The organism is Rhodococcus koreensis (assembly GCF_017068375.1).
GTDB classification, from domain to species: domain Bacteria; phylum Actinomycetota; class Actinomycetes; order Mycobacteriales; family Mycobacteriaceae; genus Rhodococcus_F; species Rhodococcus_F koreensis.
The window spans coordinates 8453388-8471260 of record NZ_CP070609.1 but is presented as its reverse complement, the minus strand read 5'-3'; the positions used below and the strand labels follow the sequence as shown (position 1 = coordinate 8471260).

19 protein-coding genes are annotated in these 17873 nt (G+C 66.6%); 12 read left to right on the top strand and 7 right to left on the bottom strand.

The window, feature by feature from the left end; genetic code table 11:
- Positions 1–232: 232 nt before the first annotated feature.
- The 7 genes from JWS14_RS38575 to JWS14_RS38545 all read left to right on the top strand — a co-directional run bounded on the left by JWS14_RS38575 (position 233) and on the right by JWS14_RS38545 (position 4879).
- Positions 233–805: a VOC family protein gene (locus JWS14_RS38575; protein ID WP_206015508.1), complete on the top strand. Its 573-nt coding sequence runs from the start codon at positions 233–235 to the stop codon at positions 803–805.
- Between the two features lie 36 nt (positions 806–841).
- On the top strand, positions 842–1411 hold the full coding sequence (locus JWS14_RS38570) for a flavin reductase family protein (RefSeq protein WP_206015507.1): 570 nt from the start codon (positions 842–844) through the stop codon (positions 1409–1411).
- Between the two features lie 63 nt (positions 1412–1474).
- Positions 1475–2680 (top strand): acyl-CoA dehydrogenase family protein, encoded by a 1206-nt coding sequence (locus tag JWS14_RS38565; protein ID WP_206015506.1) that lies wholly within the window; start codon positions 1475–1477, stop codon positions 2678–2680.
- A gap of 71 nt (positions 2681–2751) precedes the next feature.
- Positions 2752–3666 carry an alpha/beta hydrolase gene (locus tag JWS14_RS38560; RefSeq protein WP_083395532.1) on the top strand — a complete coding sequence of 305 codons (915 nt, stop codon included), beginning with the start codon at positions 2752–2754 and terminating at the stop codon, positions 3664–3666.
- Between the two features lie 27 nt (positions 3667–3693).
- Positions 3694–4191: a hypothetical protein gene (locus tag JWS14_RS38555; RefSeq protein WP_072951570.1), complete on the top strand. Its 498-nt coding sequence runs from the start codon at positions 3694–3696 to the stop codon at positions 4189–4191.
- Positions 4192–4196: 5 nt separating this feature from the next.
- Positions 4197–4475, top strand: a complete 279-nt coding sequence (locus JWS14_RS38550) for a hypothetical protein (RefSeq protein ID WP_072951586.1) — start codon at positions 4197–4199, stop codon at positions 4473–4475.
- A complete protein-coding gene (locus JWS14_RS38545; RefSeq protein ID WP_072951572.1) occupies positions 4472–4879 on the top strand; it encodes a nuclear transport factor 2 family protein in 408 nt (135 codons plus the stop codon). The genes JWS14_RS38550 and JWS14_RS38545 overlap by 4 nt, the downstream gene beginning before the upstream one ends.
- 55 nt (positions 4880–4934) lie before the next feature.
- Here JWS14_RS38545 and JWS14_RS38540 read toward each other — a convergent pair whose 3' ends face one another.
- The gene (locus tag JWS14_RS38540) at positions 4935–5822 is read right to left on the bottom strand and encodes a LysR substrate-binding domain-containing protein (protein WP_206015505.1); all 888 of its coding nucleotides are present in this window, start codon (positions 5820–5822) and stop codon (positions 4935–4937) included.
- A 139-nt stretch (positions 5823–5961) separates the two neighbouring features.
- Here JWS14_RS38540 and JWS14_RS38535 point away from each other — a divergent pair, with 139 nt between their 5' ends.
- From JWS14_RS38535 to JWS14_RS38520, 4 genes are all read left to right on the top strand, one after another.
- Positions 5962–6543 carry a nuclear transport factor 2 family protein gene (locus JWS14_RS38535; RefSeq protein WP_206015504.1) on the top strand — a complete coding sequence of 194 codons (582 nt, stop codon included), beginning with the start codon at positions 5962–5964 and terminating at the stop codon, positions 6541–6543.
- Positions 6540–7643 carry an amidohydrolase family protein gene (locus tag JWS14_RS38530; RefSeq protein WP_206015503.1) on the top strand — a complete coding sequence of 368 codons (1104 nt, stop codon included), beginning with the start codon at positions 6540–6542 and terminating at the stop codon, positions 7641–7643. Before JWS14_RS38535 ends, JWS14_RS38530 begins: the two co-directional genes overlap by 4 nt.
- A gap of 9 nt (positions 7644–7652) precedes the next feature.
- Positions 7653–8645, top strand: a complete 993-nt coding sequence (locus JWS14_RS38525) for an amidohydrolase family protein (RefSeq protein ID WP_206015502.1) — start codon at positions 7653–7655, stop codon at positions 8643–8645.
- Positions 8646–8733: 88 nt separating this feature from the next.
- Positions 8734–9177, top strand: a complete 444-nt coding sequence (locus JWS14_RS38520) for a DoxX family protein (protein WP_072951584.1) — start codon at positions 8734–8736, stop codon at positions 9175–9177.
- Positions 9178–9558: 381 nt separating this feature from the next.
- On the opposite strand, the gene JWS14_RS38515 is transcribed toward JWS14_RS38520, so the two are convergent.
- The 4 genes from JWS14_RS38515 to JWS14_RS38500 all read right to left on the bottom strand — a co-directional run bounded on the left by JWS14_RS38515 (position 9559) and on the right by JWS14_RS38500 (position 14671).
- Complete coding sequence (locus JWS14_RS38515; RefSeq protein WP_206015501.1) at positions 9559–10074, bottom strand: hypothetical protein; 516 nt, start codon at positions 10072–10074, stop codon at positions 9559–9561.
- A 346-nt stretch (positions 10075–10420) separates the two neighbouring features.
- Complete coding sequence (locus JWS14_RS38510; RefSeq protein ID WP_206015500.1) at positions 10421–11566, bottom strand: acyl-CoA dehydrogenase family protein; 1146 nt, start codon at positions 11564–11566, stop codon at positions 10421–10423.
- Between the two features lie 158 nt (positions 11567–11724).
- A complete protein-coding gene (locus JWS14_RS38505; RefSeq protein WP_206015499.1) occupies positions 11725–13167 on the bottom strand; it encodes an APC family permease in 1443 nt (480 codons plus the stop codon).
- A gap of 292 nt (positions 13168–13459) precedes the next feature.
- The gene (locus JWS14_RS38500; protein WP_206015498.1) at positions 13460–14671 is read right to left on the bottom strand and encodes a cytochrome P450; all 1212 of its coding nucleotides are present in this window, start codon (positions 14669–14671) and stop codon (positions 13460–13462) included.
- Between the two features lie 77 nt (positions 14672–14748).
- On the opposite strand from JWS14_RS38500, the gene JWS14_RS38495 reads away from it, so the two are divergent.
- The gene (locus tag JWS14_RS38495) at positions 14749–15537 is read left to right on the top strand and encodes a FadR/GntR family transcriptional regulator (RefSeq protein ID WP_072951238.1); all 789 of its coding nucleotides are present in this window, start codon (positions 14749–14751) and stop codon (positions 15535–15537) included.
- Between the two features lie 277 nt (positions 15538–15814).
- Here JWS14_RS38495 and JWS14_RS38490 read toward each other — a convergent pair whose 3' ends face one another.
- The gene (locus JWS14_RS38490; RefSeq protein WP_072951241.1) at positions 15815–16789 is read right to left on the bottom strand and encodes an acyl-CoA dehydrogenase family protein; all 975 of its coding nucleotides are present in this window, start codon (positions 16787–16789) and stop codon (positions 15815–15817) included.
- A complete protein-coding gene (locus JWS14_RS38485; RefSeq protein WP_206015497.1) occupies positions 16786–17865 on the bottom strand; it encodes an acyl-CoA dehydrogenase family protein in 1080 nt (359 codons plus the stop codon). Before JWS14_RS38485 ends, JWS14_RS38490 begins: the two co-directional genes overlap by 4 nt.
- Between the last annotated feature and the right edge of the window lie 8 nt (positions 17866–17873).

Here is a 17873-nt window from a genome sequence, read left to right as displayed (position 1 = left end):
ACGAACAGTAGCGCAAACCGGATATTCAGACCCCTGCGCCGGCTCTAACGTGAATCTCAACCGGAAGTGAGCTAGGTAACAGGAAACGAAGAGGCCGTCTCAGGTCACCGATCGCCCCGAAGGGGTCCCGGCCCTGGGATGCACGCGCGAACCCGTTGCCGGACAAGCTCACCCGTCTCACCAACGTAGCCAGCGGTGCTTTGCGCACCCCTCCACAGGAGAGTGAACCGTCATGTCGGCAACCCCGAAATTCGCGCACGTTGTCTTCCAGACCGCCCAGCCCACCGAAATGCGGGACTTCTACTGCGCCGTCCTCGACGGTCACGTCGTCTACCAGGACAAGGCATTGTGCTTCATCACCTTCGACGAGGAGCACCACCGCGTCGCCCTGCTGACCCCGCCGATGCCCCTCGAACGCAAGAGCCCGATCACCGCGGCCGCACATCACGTCGCCTACACCTTCGACCACCTCGACGACCTCCTCGACCGATACGAGCTGCTCCGCGGCAAAGGGGTTCTGCCCGCCGTCTCCATCGCACACGGGGTGACCACCTCGCTGTACTACCAGGACCCGGACGACAACTTCGTCGAGATGCAGATCGACAACTTCGCCGAACCCGAGCAGGCCACCGAGTACATGCACGGTCCCGAATACGCCGGCGACTCCGTCGGGCCCGCGTTCGACCCCGAGGCGATGCTGGTTTCCCGCCGCAGCGGTGCATCCGTCGACGAGCTCACCAACCGCGCCTGGGCGCTGAAGGCCGATCTGCCCGACCCGATGACCGTCCTCGTCGGCGCCCACTGACCTGACCCACCCACCCACGACCCGGGGAGGCCCATCATGACCACCACCTCCGACATCGCGCCCACCACCGAGTCCGGCATCGATCCGAAGCGTTTCCGGGATCTGATGGCCCGGGTCTGCGCACCGGTGACGATCGTGACCACCACCGACGGCGACGGCCCGCACGGGGCGACGGCGAGCTCGTTCGCGGCCCTGTCCCAGGATCCGCCGCTGATCACCGTGGCCTTCGACCGCCGGTCGGCACTGCTGGCCAGGATCGTGGCCGCGGGCCGGTTCGGGGTCAACCTGCTCCACCACGGGCAAGAGGACCTCGCGATGCGTTTCGCCAGCCGTGGAACCGGCGGCGAACGATTCACCGGAACCTCCTGGCACACCGACACCCGACTTCCCCGCCTCGACGATGCCGCCGGCTGGGTGACCTGCGAGCTGTGCGACACCGTCGAGGGCGGCGACCACCTGCTCCTGATCGGTCTGGTCACCAAGGCCTGCAACGTCGAACGGCCGCCACTGGTCTACGCCAACCGCACCTTCGGCACCCACTCCCGGTTCACCGAACGTCCCCGCCGACCGATCATCGACCACATCACCGCCTGCACCCCGGACTGACGCCCCCGTTCGGTCCGGTCAGGCCGCCCTCCCCCCGTCCGAAGAACTTCGAAGGAATTCCCGATGACTACCGTCACCGATACCCCGCACACCACCGTCCCCAGTGCCGACGAGATCGTCGGCCGCGTCCGCGATCTGCAACCGCTGTTGGCGAAGAACTCCGCCCAAGGGGAAGCGGACCGCCGCGTCGTCGAGGAGTCGATCACCGCCCTCACCGACGCCGGCGCCTTCAAGATCGCCCAGCCCCGCCGCTACGGCGGCTACGAGACCTCGATGCGCATCATGCTCGACGTGTCCGCGGCAGTAGGCGAGGCCGACGGCGGCACCGCCTGGGTGGTCACCCTCTGCAACGTCTGCGCCTGGCTGACCGGCCTGTTCCCCGAAGAGGCACAGGACGACGTCTGGGCCGACACGCCTGATGCGAAGGTGTCCGGAGTGCTCTCCCCGACCTCGGAGGCAGTCAAGGTTGATGGCGGCTTCAAGGTGACCGGCCGCTGGTACTACAACTCCGGCTCCTGGCACGCGAGCTGGGCGGTCCTGGGCATCCCGATCACCAACGCGGACGGCGAGGTGATCGACCAGGGACTCGCGCTGATCCCCCGCACGGATCTCGGTTTCGAGGAAACCTGGTTCGTCGCCGGCATGAAATCCTCCGGGTCGAACTGCCTGATCGCCACCGACGTATTCGTCCCCGAGCACCGCATCCTGCCCGTCCCCGCCGCGATCGGCGGCGACTACGCCACCGAGCACACCGACGAGATCCTGTACCGGTCGGCGTTCGTTCCGCTGCTCTCGCTCGTGCTTGCCGGCCCGCAGCTCGGCATGGGACGCAAGGCCCTCGAACTGGTCACCGCCAAAGCCGACACGAAGGCCATTTCCTACACCTTCTACACCGCCCAGTCCGACTCGGTGGCCTTCCAGCTCCAGATCGCCGAGGCCGCGATGCTCATCGACACCGCCCACCTGCACGCCTACCGGGCCGCCGACGACATCGACACCGCCGCGGCGAGCGGCGTCTACCCCGACGTGATCGCCCGTACCCGTGTCCGCGCCGACACCGGCTGGGTCCTCGACCACATCACCAAGGCCATCAACATCCTCGTCTCCGCACACGGCGCCGGCAGCTTCGGGGAAAACAACCCGCTGCAACGCATCTGGCGTGACTCGAATGTCGCTGCACGCCATGCGGTCACCTTGCCGGCAGTCAACTACGAGGTCTACGGCAAGGCCCTCCTCGGCCGCGACGACCAGATCACTCCTCTCATCTGACCATCCAACCCGCGGGTGAGGCGGCCGACGGCGCTCACACGCATCCGCCTCACTCGAACGGAGACGACCTCATGCGTACACTCAGCACTGTGGTACAGAGCCACCGCCTTGCGGCGCACCTGTATCCCTCGGAGCACCGGAACCCGCAAGTGCCGCTGCTCGTTGCCCTGCACGGTGGTCTCTACACCGGGCGGTACTTCGATGTGCCGGGCTCGGCTGCCGGATCGTTCGCGGAAATCGCCAACCGCAATGGATTCGACCTGATCACCATCGACCGCCCCGGATACGGCGACAGTGACCCTCTTCTCGCGGAAGAGAACACGTTCGCCCGGCAAGCCGAACTACTCGACAACGGCATCGAAGAACTACTCGCCTCGGACGACAACGCTGCCGGTGTCGTACTCGTGGGGCATTCCATCGGCGGGATGATTGGCCTCGAGATCGCCGCCCGGCGTCCTTCCTGGTGTCTGTTCGGGATCTCGGCCACGGGGATGGGCGCACGCATTCCCTCTCACGGCGCGGCCGAAGAACTCGGCGCCCTGCCCCTGCACGGGATCGTGGACGTCCCGATACCCGAGCGGGAAAAGCTGTGGTACGGACCGGAGGGCAGCTACACCGCGGCGGCAGTCGAGGCCGCACGGCACTCCTATGCCCCGGCGCCCATGGTAGAACTGGCCGCTGCACCGAGGTGGGCGGCCACACGGCTCGACCCTGTCGCCGCCGACATCGACGTCCCGGTACACCACGCCCTCGCCGAATTCGATGCACTCTGGGACTCTTCCAGCGACGCCCGCGAACTCTTCATTTCGAAGTTCCCCGGCGAGCTCCGCGTCACGTCCGAGATCGTCCCAGGTGTGGGCCATTGCCTCGACCACCACCTCACCGGCGCTGCCCTGCATCTGCGGCAGCTTGCCTTCGCCCTCGACTGTGCCTTGGCTTCCCACTCCACGCGCCCACGCCGGGGCGTCTCTGCTCCTGCACGCTGACTCACCGAATCGAAGGTAAGAAAAGCCATGTCCGACAACACCACCCATCCCGACTGCCTGATGTGCGTCCAAGAGAAGTCCGGTCAAGACGCGGCCGTCTTCCGCGACAACCTGTGGGCCGGGGAAATCGTTACCGGCATGGAGGTGCCCGGCTGGTTCGTGCTGCGAGCCCGCCGGCACGCCGAACGCATCACCGGCCTCGACGACACCGAACTGGACACCCTCGGCCGCCGGGCGCGCGATCTGACCGCAGCAGTCACCGAGGTCACCGGCGCCCCCGCGACCTATTTGATGGTCTTCGGGGAAAACCACAAGCACTTCCATGCCCTCATCGCCGCCCGAGGGGACGACGTTCCCGCCGACCGGCGCAGCGGCAACATCCTCAAACTCGTCACCGAACGGGCAGATCCCGTGGCCGCCGCCGGGCTGCTTCCCGCGGTACGGGAAGCGTATGCCCGCCATGCGTCGGCGACCATTTCTGCCGACGGTTCCGCGCCGGTCCATCACGCGACACACCAGAGGTGAACACCATGGCGACGATCTTGCAGCCAGAACAGCATTCACACTCCTCCAGCGGAGGGACACGCGAGATCGTCGGATTCGCCCTGCGCTGGGCGCCGTTCGACAGCGGTGACGAATACATCCTTCCCCAGTTCGGGATCACGCCTGCGACGTTCTATCGACGGCTTGCGGAGATCCTCCGCGACGGCCACACCCGTCTCGATCACGGTGTCCGCGAGATTCTCACCGGATTGTGCCGCAACAGACTGCCCGACGCTCCGTTCAGCGATCAGGTGCCGACCCGGTGACCGGACACCTGACCGAATTCTGCGACACCGGCTACCGGACAGATGTTCTCGACGCCGACAGCGCCCGGCTCGTGGCGATGACCGATGGCGACCTGGACACCCTGGATGCGCTGATCGCCGACGGCGCGCGCTACATTCACTCCTCGGGCGAGATCGACACCAAGCGCGAGTACCTGACGAAGCTGGCCACCGGCCAATTCAGGTATGCGGCGGTCACCGCGGAGAATCCTCACGTAACCGCTCTGGGATCAACCATCGCGCTCACCTACCGCATGCACGCGCAGCTGATCTTCCCCACCGGTCCACGCCAGATCCATGCCCGCGCCACCGCGGTCTGGCGGCGATACGACGACAGAATCCGTCTCGAGCTGTTCCAGTCCACCCCGATGCCGGCCGAGTCCTGATCGCCGTGTCGTCCACCCCGCCCTACCCGCCCGGACCATCCGTGGTGGGACCCGGCTACGCGGTCGCCGAGCGCGCGATCTCCAGCAGCGCTCGCGCCGCCCCGCTGGTCTCCTCACGCCTGCTCAGGACCAGCAACTCCGCGACGATGCCCGATTCTTCCAGGGGACGAAATGTCAGACTCGGGATCGCGATGTGCGCGGTCTGCGCCGGAACCAGCGCCACCCCGAGCCCGGCGGAAGCCATGGCAAGCACGCTCAGAGTGCTCGACAGGTGCCGAACGCGGTCGGGGGGATGTCCACCGAGTTGCGCCTTCAGGTCGTCAACCGTCGAATCATCCTCGCCGCCCTCCGAATACACGAGCAGCAGCTCCGCCCCCAGGTCCCGGAACGGGACAGTGCTTCGGTCAGCAAGCCGGTGCCGATCCGACATCGCCACAACCAGCGGCGAGGTCCCGATTCGGTCGGCGCGCAGGTCCGGATGCACCACCGCACCGAATCCCGGGCTGTACCCGACGTCCAGTTCACCGGACAGGATCGCCTCCCCCTGCGCCCGCGGCACCAGCTCCCGCAACTCGATCCGAGCCTGCGGGTACCGCCCGTGGAACACCTCCAGGTCCCGCCCGAGCTTGCCGATCAGCACCGCCACCCCCGCGAAACCGACACGCACGGAGCCGATCTCACCGCGCAGGGAGCGCTGCGCCGTCGTCTTCGCCCACTCCGCCTGGGCCAGCGCGCGCCGAGCCTCGACCAGGAAGGCGGTGCCGGCCTCGGTCAACTCGACGCGGCGGCTGGTCCGCACGAACAACGGCCCACCCAGTTCCTTCTCGAGCGCCCGAACCTGCATGCTCAGCGTCGGCTGCACCACATGCAGCCGCTCCGCGGCGCGGCCGAAGTGCCGCTCTTCGGCGACCGCCACGAAGTACCGCAGATGACGCAATTCCACCGCTCACCACCACTCATCATTTCAAATGATCAATCAGTCAGATCTTTCTCATTGTAGTGATGACGGGTGGGGAGCACGCTGAAAGAGGACCGCCCGACACCTCGGGCCCGACACCCTACGCCACGAAAGCGAAGAACGAATGGATTCCTACCTCGCCGACCGACGAGCGATCGACGACCTCATGACCGGCTGGATGCGCCGCGACCTCGCCCAGTGGGATTCGATGCGGGAACTCTTCCACCCGGACGGAGTCATCGAAATCACCTGGTTCCGAGGACTGTTCACCGACTTCGTCGACGCATCCGCTCGTATGGGTGCCTCCGACCTGAGAACCAAGCACGTGATCACCGCGCCAGTCGTGACGTTCCACGGGGACCGAGCGGTCGCCGAGACCAACGCGATCGTGGTCGCTGAGAACGGGAAACTGAGACTCGGCTGCCAGAGCCACAACCGCTTCTACGACCGCATCGAAAAACGCGACGGCACCTGGAAGATCATCGACCGGCGCAGCATCTACGACATGGGCTCATTTACCTTCCCCTGCGGCATCGTCGACATCGACGCCGACACCGTCGCGAAGTACCCGCCCGAGTACGCCGCCCTGGCTTACCTGCTCGACAAGAGCGGCTTCCCCGTCACCGGCGCTTTCGCCACCAAGGGCAGCGACCTCGAAACCACCATCAAACAATCAGCACAGCTGTGGTTGGAGGACAAGCAATGACCACCCGTATCACCGACGTCCGTGTGTTCGACGGCGAACAGCTACTCCCCGACCGCAAGGATGTCACCTTCGACGCCACCGGGATTCTCGCCATCGACCCCGCAGGCACCAACCATGGACGCGAAACCGTCACCGACATCGACGGTTCCGGCGCCACCCTGCTGCCCGGGCTTATAGACGCACACATTCATTTACACAGCAGCGACACTCTCCAGCAGCTCGCGGGCTTCGGCGTGACCACCGGCCTCGACATGGCCACCTGGCCGGCCGGGAAACTCGCCTCACTCCGCGACATCGCCGGACGCGAGGGTCTCGCCGACCTCCGCAGCCCCGGCCTGCCTGCGATCGGTCCTGCCGGCAACCATGCCCGCTTCGTTCCCGAAGAGGCTGTGGTCACCAACCCCGACCAGGCAGCGCGATTCGTCGACGCACGCAACGCCGAGGGCGCCGACTACATCAAGATCGTGGCCGAGGCACCCGGCGATGGCGGACCGGATCAGCCCACCCTGACCGCACTCGTGGACGCTGCGCACAAACACGGGAAGAAAGTCATTGCGCACGCCGCCACTCCCGGTGCCTTCGCAATGGCACTCGACGCCGGGGCCGACATTTTCACCCACATTCCGCTGGGGTCGCCCCTGGACGCCGACACCGTAAAACGCATGGCCGACAACGACGCGGTTGCCGTCCCCACCTTGACCTTGATGGAAGGGATCGCATCGTCACACGGGAACGCGCAGGCGTTCGCCGGATCGCTGAGCAGCGTGACCGCACTGCAGCAGGAAGGCGTCACGGTGCTGGCGGGCACGGACGCCAACACCGAACCCGGTGCCCCCACTCAGGTCGCACACGGGACGAGCTTGCACCACGAACTCGAACTGCTCGTCGACGCCGGCTCCACTCCCATCGAGGCGTTGCGCGCGGCGACCAGCCGCACCACCGACGTGTTCGACCTACCCGACCGCGGCCGCATCCGTCCCGGTCTGCGTTCGGACCTGCTGCTCGTCGACGGCGATCCCACCGCCTCGATCGCAGCGACCGGCAACATCCGCGCCGTCTACATCGCCGGAGTACCCGTTCTCCGATCCGCCACCGAATAGGGAGCACCCATGAAGATCATCACCCTCGAAGAGCACTACCTCGACCCCGCGATCGCCGCCGCCAGCGCCCCCCTCGCCCGAGAGCTGAGCCCCGATTTCGCGGCCGCCTACGATCCCGCCAGCGGACTCAGCTACACCCCCACGGCACAGGTACTGCAGGATCTCGGCGAAGGCCGGATCGCCGACATGGACACCCACGGCATCAGCATGCAGGTCCTGTCGTGCCTGACCACCCAGCAGGTCCCGGCGGACGTGGCACCGGAACTGGTCCGCGCCGCCAACGACACCGCCGCGGCCGCCGTCCGCGCTCACCCGGACCGCTTCGCCGCGTTCGCCGCCCTGCCGACCACCGCCCCCGACGCGGCCGCCACCGAACTCGCCCGCTGCATCGACGACCTCGGATTCGTCGGCACCATGATCAACGGCCGCACCGACGGACAGTTCCTCGACGCACCCCGCTTCGACCCGATCCTGGCCACCGCCGCCGCCCGCAATGTGCCGATCTACCTACACCCGGCGGTGCCGCCCCGCGAAACCTCCGACTCCAACTACGCGGGGCTGGCGCCGCTGGTCACCGCGCGGCTGCAGACCAGCGCCTGGGGCTGGCATCAGGAAACCGCCGTCCACTTTCTGCACCTGGTGCTCTCCGGAGTCCTCGACCGCTACCCGAACCTGCAGTTCATCCTGGGGCATTGGGGCGAGATGATCCCCTTCTACCTCGACCGGCTCGACGAAGCCCTGCCGCAGTCACTGACCAATCTCGACCGCGCCATCTCAGACTACGTCCGAGGCAACGTCTACATCACCCCGTCGGGGATGTTCAGCCAGGCGCAACTGCAGTTCTGCGTGGAAACCCTCGGCGTCGACCGGATCCTTTACTCCGTCGACTATCCCTTCCTCGGCAACGATGGTGCGGTCGCCTTCCTCGAAGAAGCAAACCTACCCGACGAGGCGAAACACCAGATCGCCCACCAGAACACCGAAAAGCTCCTCGGCGTCTGACACACCACCACGGGCCGACGCGCCAATCATCTCGGCACAGAGCCGCAACTCCATGCGCATCGACCCAACAAGAAAGGTTCACCCCCAAATGAAGACCGCCACACTGCTCCGCGTCGGAGCACGGATAGCCACCGGATCCACCTACGCTGTGCTCGGCTGGGACGCCCTCCGCACCCCCGGCGCACGTGTGCAGATGGCCACCGGCGCTCTCGACGCGATCCGGAAGATCCTGCCGTTGCCACAGAACGACGAACTGATCGTCCGCGGCAACGCTTCGGTACAAGCAGTCGGAGGGTCACTCCTCGCGGTCGGCGTCTACCCCCGAGCCTCCGCACTGGCCTTGGTTCTTTCCCTCATTCCCACGACCATCGCCGGACACAACTTCTGGGCAATCGACGATCCCGCCGCGCGCAAGCTGCAACGGACCCAATTCCACAAGAACGTCGCCATGTTCGGCGGACTGCTCTTCGCAATGGTCGACTCCACCAACTACCGCCGCGCACCGGCACCGAAGACTCAATTGGCGTCGTGACGTCCTAACCACCGACACTCCCGGCACGCCGACCAGCGCCAGTACCCATGGTGTACGTCTATCAGTCAACTCACATCCGCCGTGAGCAAACGCTTCCCACAGGTCTGATACCACCTGCTGCGCCTATTTCACCCTGACGGTGGCGCTCCCAGTGGGTCGCACAGGTGCTGCAGCAAGACTTGGGCCGCGCGCCCCAACGCTACGCAGCGAAACAGGTGTGATTGGCAGCCCCTCTTACGCGTGATTGCCGCACCATCAGTTCGGGGAGATACCAAGGCATGCACCATCGCTCGCCACAGGTGAAGATCCCTCCATCCCTCGGGTGTTCACCCAATAGGCCATGTTGGGTTCACCTATTAGGCCCGGGATCGGACTCGGACCCTACTTTCTGCGCATTCGACGCTGTGACGCCCGCTTCTTCGGTCGGTGTGCGAGACGTTCGACTCTGTGGTGCGGTGAATCTGGCGAACCCGTGCCCGATAATGGGTCATTTTCGACGGACAGGCGAGGTCGGCCACCGGGATCCGTGGATTCCGTTGCCGGGGCGGGGTAGCTATCTGCCCGGTCCCCTGGCAGCCAGAGATGCTGCGTGGCGAGTGACGGAGAGTGGGTGCTGCGACGCCGCCGTCGGGGTCGGCGTTCGGGTTCCGGCTCGCCGATGAACCGCCCCCAGGAATCGAGAACCTCGCGCCGGGTGGCCCAGTCGTGGAGATTGAGGATGTTCAGGGCGGCGAGGGTGAATCCGGCGAGCAGGGTATAGCGGCGGAGTCCGCAGCCTCGGAAGTACCCGCGGTGCACACCGAGCCGGTTCTTCTTCAGGTCGGCGAACACCCTCTCGATACCGACCCTGCGGTGATAGGGCGCCTCCCAGGCCAGGGTGCCGTGCTGGAACGGCATCCGCAGGTCCGGGTAGTCCGTGTCGGACAGGGTGATCGTGCACCCGCAGCCGAAGGGTGTACCCGGGCAGGATGGACGGCGGGCCCGCGGTAACGGCGTGCCCCGTCGGGTTGGCGGGCGTCGTGCGTGACGAAGACGTAGGCCTGGCGGGCCTGGTGCCGGCGGTCGAGCCGCCCGCGCACGCCGACGTCCATCTTGGTGTCGATCGGCTCGATGTCGTGCAGCCCCGCAGGAAGACTCACCAAACTCGGATTCACCTCGCTTCCCCTCGTGGGACCGCTGGGTACACGCGAGCCCGAGGGCTGGCGGCCAGCTCTTGGTCGAGAACCGCCGCGGACCCTAGCCGCTACAGCGACTTCGCGATGATTCCCTTCATCACCTCGTTGGCGCCCGCGTAGATCTTCTGGACGCGGGCGTCCTCGTACATCCGGGCGATCAGGTACTCACGCATGTACCCGTAACCACCGTGCAACTGCACGCACCGGTCGATCACCGCACACTGCTGCTCGGTGAGCCAGTACTTGACCATCGCCGCCTCGGACGGATCCAGTTCCCCGCGCAGGTGCGCCTCGATGCAATGGTCCAGGAACACCGCACACGTGCGGGCGATGGTCTGACACTCGGCCAACTCGAACGCCGTGTTCTGGAACTCGAACAGACTGTGCCCGAACGCCTGCCGCGACTTCGTGTACGCCACGGTGTCCTCCACCGCACGAGTCATCGCCCCGGACGCCTGCGCGCCGATGATCAACCGCTCCTGCACCAACTGCGCCATCAACTGCCCGAAACCCTGCCCCTCCGCCCCGAGCAGATTCGACACCGGCACCCGCACATCGGTGAACGACAACTCCGACGTGTCGGCGCCGTGCTGACCGACCTTGTCCAACACCCGCCCGACGGCGAACCCGGGGCAGTCCCGCAGATCCACGATCAGCAGCGCCACCCCCTTCGCGCCGACCTTCGGGTCGGTCTTGACCGCCAGCACGATCATGTCCGCGGACGCGCCGTTGGTGATGAACGTCTTCGACCCGTTGACGATGTACTCGTCGCCGTCCCGGATCGCGGTGGTCTTGATCGCCTTGAGATCCGACCCGGCGCCGGGCTCGGTCATGCCGATGGCACCGAGGATCTCCCCGGTCGCCATCCCCGGCAGCCACGCCGTCTTCTGCTCCTCGGTGCCGTACTCGAGGAGGTAGTGCGCCACGATCCCCGAATGCACCGAGATGCCGAGCGCGAGGTCGCCGGCATAGCCCTGGGCCTCGAACACGGCGAGGTCGTGGGCGAACGTGCCGCCACCGCCGCCGTACTCCTCCGGGATCGAGCACAGCAGCAAGCCCAGTTTGCCTGCGGCGAGCCATACCTCGCGGTCGATGCGATGCTGAGCGTCCCACTTCTGGTGGTGCGCGACCACCTCGCGTTCGAAGAACCCGACCGCGAGTTCGGACAGAGCCCTCACCTCGTCGTCGTGCCAGGAGGGTGTGTGCTTGTTCATGATGTTTCTTTCTCGGATGGTGTCGTTGCGCGGGGCTCCGCAGTCGGGAGCCGCGCGCGGGGCGTTGGTCTTGGCCTCTGCGTTTACCGGTGGGGCACGGTGAGGTGGCTGGAAGGATGTGTCCTTCCAGCCACCACGGTTTCTCAGATTCGAACTCGTCAGACTTCTTCGACCGCAGCGGGTTGCGGTGCGACTTCTACCGCGGCGCTCGGTGCTCTGCGCTTGGTGATCGCGAAGACGGCGAGGAGGACGACGAGGACGATCAGCACGACCCAAGACATGGCGTTCGCCGGCGAGGGCGGTGGATTGATCACCCCGTTGATGTACATCCACGCGGTCGCCACGGCTCCGAAGACGGACGTACCGATCAGGAAAGGCCGGTACTCGTGCGCGCGGACGGTGAGCACGATGGCGCCGATGGTGATCAGGACGTACGGAAGCACCCACAGGTACACGACCAGTGGTGCGACCGTGTAGTACGCCGACACCACATCTCCCGCGGTGAAGACGAGGGCGGCGACGAGGACGAATCCGGCGATGGACATGACCGCGATGCTGACGAAGGGGCTGTGGTGGCGAGGATGGATCTTGCCCAGCGGAGCGGGCAGGATTCCGTCGCCGGCGAGGGTCATGGCGAATCGCGCACCGTAGTTGATGAAGCCGATGAGTGCGGCGAAGGTGGCGACCGCGAGGACCAGATCGCTGGCGGTGGCGACGCCGGAGCCGAGTCCGGCATGCAGCGCCAGCGCCGCGGGTGCCGACATTCCGGCCTCCAGTTCGGCGGATGCGGCCTGCAGTCCCGGGACCTGGAGAATGGTGACCAGGGGAAAGAGGCCGCCGAGGAGGACTGGGACGGACATGACCGCGAGAGGAACGTTGCGGCGAGGATTGCGAGTCTCCGCGGCGAGTGCGGTGCAGGATTCGAAGCCGACCAGGAAGGCCGCACCGACTGCCATGCCCTGGAGCGTTCCGCTGAGGCTGAACTCGCTGAGGCTGAACTGGTCCGCGAGATCGAGTCCAGTCTTGGCGGCGCTGGCGATGGTGATGACCAGGACGAGGGGGAACGACAGCACGGCGAGGGTCACTGCGATCCACACCGAGGTGTCGAGGCCTCGGTAGGCGATCGCGGCGGCGAGCGCGAGAGCGATGAGGAAGATTGCCAGTTGCGGCCCGAAGGACAGGGCGCTATCGACCCCGTGGGAGAGCAAGAAGCTACCGGCGAAGATCCCGACGACGGCGGCGAGTGCTCCGATCGCGGCGATGAACCCGGCGAGTAGAGCGGCCGCGGTCAGGTATCGGGCCCAGGGGCCGAACACCTCTCCGATGTAGGAGTAGAGCGATCCGGTGGCGACGTATCGCCGGGCGAAGGCGGTGACTGCTCGCCCGACGCAGACGACGGCGATCGTGGAGAGAAGTGACGCCTGCCATGCGTTGGTGCCGGCGGTGCTGAACACGAGCAGGGGCACCAAGGCGATGCCGACTGCTGGGAAGAAGGAGGCCAGGGACAACGAGACGAGTGAGGCCCTGCCCAAACGTCCCGTTTCGAGATGCGCCTCCGTGGTGGGGTCGCCGCCTGGTGTGGGGGTGGAGGGGTTCGTCATGTCAGGCCGCCTTCGACGCTGTGGCGATGCACGCCGGGTGCTTTCGGTGTGATCCGGTTCTGTCGACGGTGGATTCCTGCTCGGTCATGTGAGCTCCTTCGGTGAGGGTGACTTGACCGGGGTGTGACGACGCGCACTCCGATCGATGAGCGAGAACGCTACTGCCGTGATACCGCTAACACAAGAGGTTTTATGTTAAAAGTATCAGCGGGTGGGTTTCCCGCCCCCACCCTCTCGCCGGGGACGACCGCGCCCTCCGCCCGGCGAGACGGCGTGCCGGTCACCATTGCCGTCAGTTCGGGCGTGCTGGAACGAATCTCACGGGGAGCTCGATCGGGCCGGTGTTCCCGGTCGGTGGCCGATGGCTGGGCGGGGCGGAGAATCGCGGCTGGGTGACGCGCTGCGAAAGGGCTTGCAGCGCTTCGCGGATGTCGAGGCGGGCGACGAAGTGCCCGAGGCAGTGATGTCGCCCTCCCCCGAAACCGAAGTGGGGGGCGCGCTTGGCCGTGATGTCGAAGCTCGCCTCTCCGACGGCGAGGGGGTCGGTGCCGGCGGAGTAGGACATGAGGTGGAGCACCGTCCCCTCCGAGATGTCGACGCCCTGGAAGGAGAAGTCCTCGATGGCCAGTCGAGTGGTCCAGTGGATCGTCGGATTGAAGCGAATGACTTCCTCGACGGCCTGGGCGGCGAGTTCCGGCCGGTCGGCGAGCAGCGCCCATTGATCGGGGTGATCGACGAAGGCCTGCATCATCAAACCGAGTTGGCTGCGGGTGGTGTCCATGCCGCCGAAGATCAGGCTGGTGATCAGCTCCCGAAGTTCCTGATCGCTCAGCCGGTCCCCGTTCTCGTCCGTTGCGATAACCAGTTGCGAGACGAAGTCCTCGGTGGGCTGGATGCGGCGCTGGGCGACGAGTTCGTCGGCGCGGGCGTAGAGGGCGAGGATTGCGGCTTCGATCGTGGCACGCTGCTCGGCGATCTCGGGGCCGAAGGCCAGCCCCATGTCGGCCGAGAGCTGCGTGAGCTCGCGCCAATCCTCTTCGGGTAGGGCGAGCAGCCGGCACAGGGCGCGAGACGAGTACGGTTCGGCGAAGTCCGTCATGAACTCGCACGCGCCGGAGTCGGCGAACTGCTCGATGACATCGTGGGCGAGTTCGCGGAAACTCTCGGTCATCGTCGCGATGACCGAGTGCGAGAACGCGGGGTTGACCAGCTTGCGGATGCGGGCATGGTCCTCACCCTCCATGCCGACCAGGGAGCTCTTCCACCAGTCCGAGAGCACACCGTCGGTGATGCCGTTCTGCGCGGGCCAGGACCAGCTTCCCTGCCGGAGGCGGCGATCCTTGAGCAGGGCACCCACCTCACCGTGACGTAGGACCGCGATACCGTAATTAGTTCGGGCATACCAGTTTCGCTTCCTGGCAGCACGGATCTCCTCGCCCATCGCGGAGAAACCCGGGTCGGTGATCTTCAGCAGATTGCCGTCGGTGGCAGATGTGATACTCATGTTTTAACTCTAACATTAGATGTTAGAGTTGCAAGTACTCGACTTTGCATTCTCGAGACCTATATGCTGTGAAGATAATGGATACAAATGACTCGGCGTCCGACTCCCGGACCCCCTCACCGGCGTCCCTGCTCGTTCGCAGTGTCATCCTGTCCCCGATCGGCGGTGAGGGGCTGGTCGCGCAGACCGTTCGCCGGCTCGGCGATGCCATCGGCCTGGGCATCTTCGACGTCGGAGCACGACTCCCCTCCGAGTCGGAACTGGCCGACCAGCTGGGGATCTCCGCGATGACCTTGCGCGAAGCACTCGCGGTGATGCGCGAAGCCGGCTACGTCGAGACCCGACGCGGGCGCCAGGGCGGCACCTACGTCAAACAGCTGGCACTTACGGTTCCCGAACGCGAGGCGCAGAAGCGGATCGCGACGATCACCGACGAGTACATCACCGACCTCACCGATTACCGCGTCGCCATCGGCGGTGAGAGCGCGGCGCTGGCCGCCGAACGCGCGACGCCCGAGGACCTCGACGGGATGCGGGAACTGATCGAACGTATGGACGCCGCAGAGGCATTCGAGGAATTTCGCAAGTGTGACGCAACCTTTCACGTCACCATCGCCTCGTGCACGCGGTCGCAAAGGCTGGCCCGGGCAGAGACGGAGCTGCAGGCCGAGTTGTCCCCACTGATGGGGGCGTTCCGAGTGGGCCCGCAAGCCCGGCGCACCTCCAATGACCAGCACCGCAAGATCTTCGCGGCGATCGAAGCCGGAGACGGCGAGCGAGCGCGCCGCCTGATGGCCGAGCACATGACGAGCAGCGCGGAAGCAATTCTGGGATTTACCCGCGCCGCAGCAAGCGCCGGCAGTTAACCCGACCTCAGTCGGTCGCGCGCGAGAGTGTGCCCGGCGCGCCACTGTGTTTCAGGGGTCTGTCGACCCTTTGCCGGTTGCCGGATCCCCGAAGCCCAGGCGCGCGAATAAGCGAAACACGCACGCCTGGGCCCGGGATCGACGGAGTGCGCCACCCTTCTGATCGCCGGCGCACTACCTCCTCCACGCCTGTTCGAGAGCCCGCGGGGATCCCGGGTGCCGCTCGCTCGGCATGCCTGACCGACATAGGGTCGGGGCGGAAGGGCGTGACGGCCATCTAGAGCCGGTGGGCGTGCTCCGGCTCGCTCAGCGACCACAGGTCGACCTCGCGGGTCGGGAGGGTGTGCCCGCCCCAGCTGCGTTGGTGCAGCCCCTCGTCCCGGTCGGCCCACAGCAGCAGGGTGCGGTGCCGGAGCGTGGCGTCCGCGGTCAATCCGAGGGCACCGTGCAGTTGGTGTGCCTGGGTGGCGACGTCAGAGGCGACATCGCCCGCGAGCGCTCGGGCCGCGGTGGCAGCGAAGCGAATCCGCTCGGGGTCTGCGGTGTGCAGTCGGCGAGCGAACTCGGCGATCGCCTCGTCGAGTTGGAGCTGCGCGATTGTCAGTCGGCCCAGCTCCTGTGCCACGGCGGGAAGCTTGATCAGGGGCCGGCCGAACTGGACCCGGCTGGAGACGTAGGCGCGGGCCTGCTCGATCGCGCCGGAAGCCGCGCCCGCGATTTCGTGGACGAGCAGGAACTGGGCCAGCACACCGTCGGGTCGATCCCCGAGGTCCTCCGGGGGGTCGGTTCGGTGCAGCGGGCGGCCCGCGACGTCACGGTCCACCGAACCCGGCACCGCCCGGGCTTCGGTGGTGCCGTCGGCGCCGACGACGACGGTCGCGATCGGATCCCAGACCCCGAACGAGTGCGCGCTGACAACGATTTGCCCGGGGGCTGTCGGCTGGACGGCGAGGGCGCGCGCAACCAGGGTCTGGCGGACGGGGAGGGCGGCGCCTGCGTGGGCGAGGGCGCGGGTGGCGGCGGCAGCGGCGTCGATGAGTTCGGCCGACCCGGCCAGCGCCTCGAAGCTGGTGCAATCGACGTCGTCGAGAATCGTGGTCCATCCCAATTCTTCGGCAACCTTCCACTGTTCGTGGAAGTGTTCGGCCTCCGAGACGAGACCGCCGGCAACCGGGAGTTCCCAGGTAGTCACCACATCGGCGACGATTTCCGCCAGTTGCGCGGCTTCGTCGGTGAGAATTGTCGTGCTCATTGCATTTCCTTCGTGACGATGGACAGCATGACCGGGGCGGCGCCGCCGCGCAGGCCCGACTTCGGGGAGGCGATCACGGCGGCGTCGAACAATGCGCGCACTCGCTCATCGCACCGGCCCAGCAGGGGCCGGACGAAGTCGAGCGTGGCCAACTCGAGTCGGTTTCCGAGGTACTTGCTGGTGGCGGCCTCGGCGACCGGGCTGCGTCCGGCGTCCAAGGCGGCCGCGATGTCCCGCGCGAGTGAGCGCAGAACCGTCAATTGTGCGGTCAGCACGCGCAGTGCGGCGCGGTCGGTGTCGTCGAGCACTTCGGCGTCGAGGACTGCGCCCAGGACCGGATACATCGACAGGAACCGTTCGGGGCCACCGCGTTCGAAGGCGAGCTGCGAGATGACCTGCTGCCAGCCGTGCCCCTCGGTGCCGATCAGCCACCGGTGGGGCACGTGCACGTCGTCGAAGACGACTTCGTTGAAGTGATGTCCGCCGTCCATGCCGATGATCGGTTGCACGTGCACCCCGGGCGCGGAGGTGTCGACCACGAACTCACTCAGGCCTGCGTGCCGGTACCCATCTGTGGAGGTGCGGGCGAGGACGTAGAGGTAGTCGGCGAAGTGGGCGCCGCTCGTCCAGACCTTGCGGCCGTTGATGACCCAGCCCTCGTCGGTGCGGGTGGCGGTGGTGCGGACGGCGGCCAGGTCGGAGCCGGCGTCCGGTTCGCTCATCCCGAGCGCGAAGCTGATCTCGGCCCGGGCCAGTCGCGGACAGAATTCGTCCTGGAGCGTCCGGCTGCCGTGACGGATCAGGGTCGGGCCGATCTGCCGTTCGCCCGCCCAGTGGTAGGAAACCGGGGCGCCGGCCCGGAGCAGTTCCTCGGTGACCGCAAGGCGGGAGAGGTTCGATTCCGCGGCGCCGCCAAGGTCCTTCGGCCAGGTCAGCGCGAGGAGTCCGCGCCGCCCGAGTTCCCGGCTGAACTCGGGGTCGGCGTCGCCGCCCCAGGCATCGCATCGGGGTTCGTAGTCCCACTCGGCGCACAATTCGCGCACCGCCGCACGCAGCGTTTGTTCTCGTGTAGTCATCGTGTCCT